Here is a 940-nt window from a genome sequence, read left to right on the forward strand (position 1 = left end):
GCGCGACGGTCGTCGTCATGGACGCAGCTCCGGCGGCATGCGGCCGAGCTTGCCGTACTCGTGCGCGACGCCGTGCATGACATCGCTCCAGCCGATCGGCCGCCGCTCGGCCCGCGCACGCGCCGCCGCCGCGAGCACGATGTTGCGGATATGCCCGCCCGACAGATCGATGGCGACCGCGAGCCGGTCGAACTCGTGCGGCGCGAGCCCGTGGCCGCTGCCGAGATGCGCGATCCACAGATCGCGGCGCGCGAGCGCTTCGGGCATCGGAAAATCGAGGATCGCGTCGAGGCGGCGGACGAACGCGGGATCGAAACGATCGCGCGAATTCGACGCGAGCAGCACGATGCCGTCGTACTCCTCAATCCGTTGCAGCAGATAGTTGGTCTGCGCGTTGGCGAAGCGGTCATTGGCGTCGCCGATCTCGGTGCGAGCGGCGAACAGCGCGTCGGCCTCGTCGAAGAACAGCACGACGTCCGCGTGCTCGGCCGCCGCGAACAACCCCGACAGATTCTTCTCCGTCTCGCCGTAGTACTTGCTCGTGAGCGCGGCGGAATCGGCGCGATACAGCGGCAGGCCGAGACGCGTCGCCAGCCAGTGTGCGGCCAGCGTCTTGCCCGTGCCCGGCGGCCCCGTCATGAGCGCGCGTACGCCGGGCCGATAACGCGCCGTCAGCGCGGGACCGAGGCCATCGGCGAGCGTCGCACGCATGCGAGCGCGCGCGGCCAGATCGGCGAGCGCGCGGCGCAGCGAGGGCGGCGCGACGAGCGCATCGTCCGTGACCGTCGCCGCGCTGCGGCGCGCGTGCGCGTCGAGCGTGCCGGCGCTGCCGGCCATCGCCTGCGCGACGTCCGGCCACGACGGCCGCGCGCCCCGCCGCGCGGCGATCAGCCGGGTGCGTGCCGCGATTTCGGCGATGCGGCCCGCGCCCTGCCGGAAG

The 940-nt window shown here is 72.8% G+C and carries 1 protein-coding gene; it reads right to left on the reverse strand.

Annotated elements, in window-relative coordinates; translation table 11 throughout:
- Positions 1-15: 15 nt before the first annotated feature.
- The coding region (locus tag AWB81_RS43525; protein ID WP_144444414.1) for an ATP-binding protein at positions 16-940 on the reverse strand (925 nt) is incomplete at its 5' end.

Origin of the sequence: Caballeronia arationis, assembly GCF_001544975.2 — a bacterium.
Lineage (GTDB): Bacteria > Pseudomonadota > Gammaproteobacteria > Burkholderiales > Burkholderiaceae > Caballeronia > Caballeronia arationis.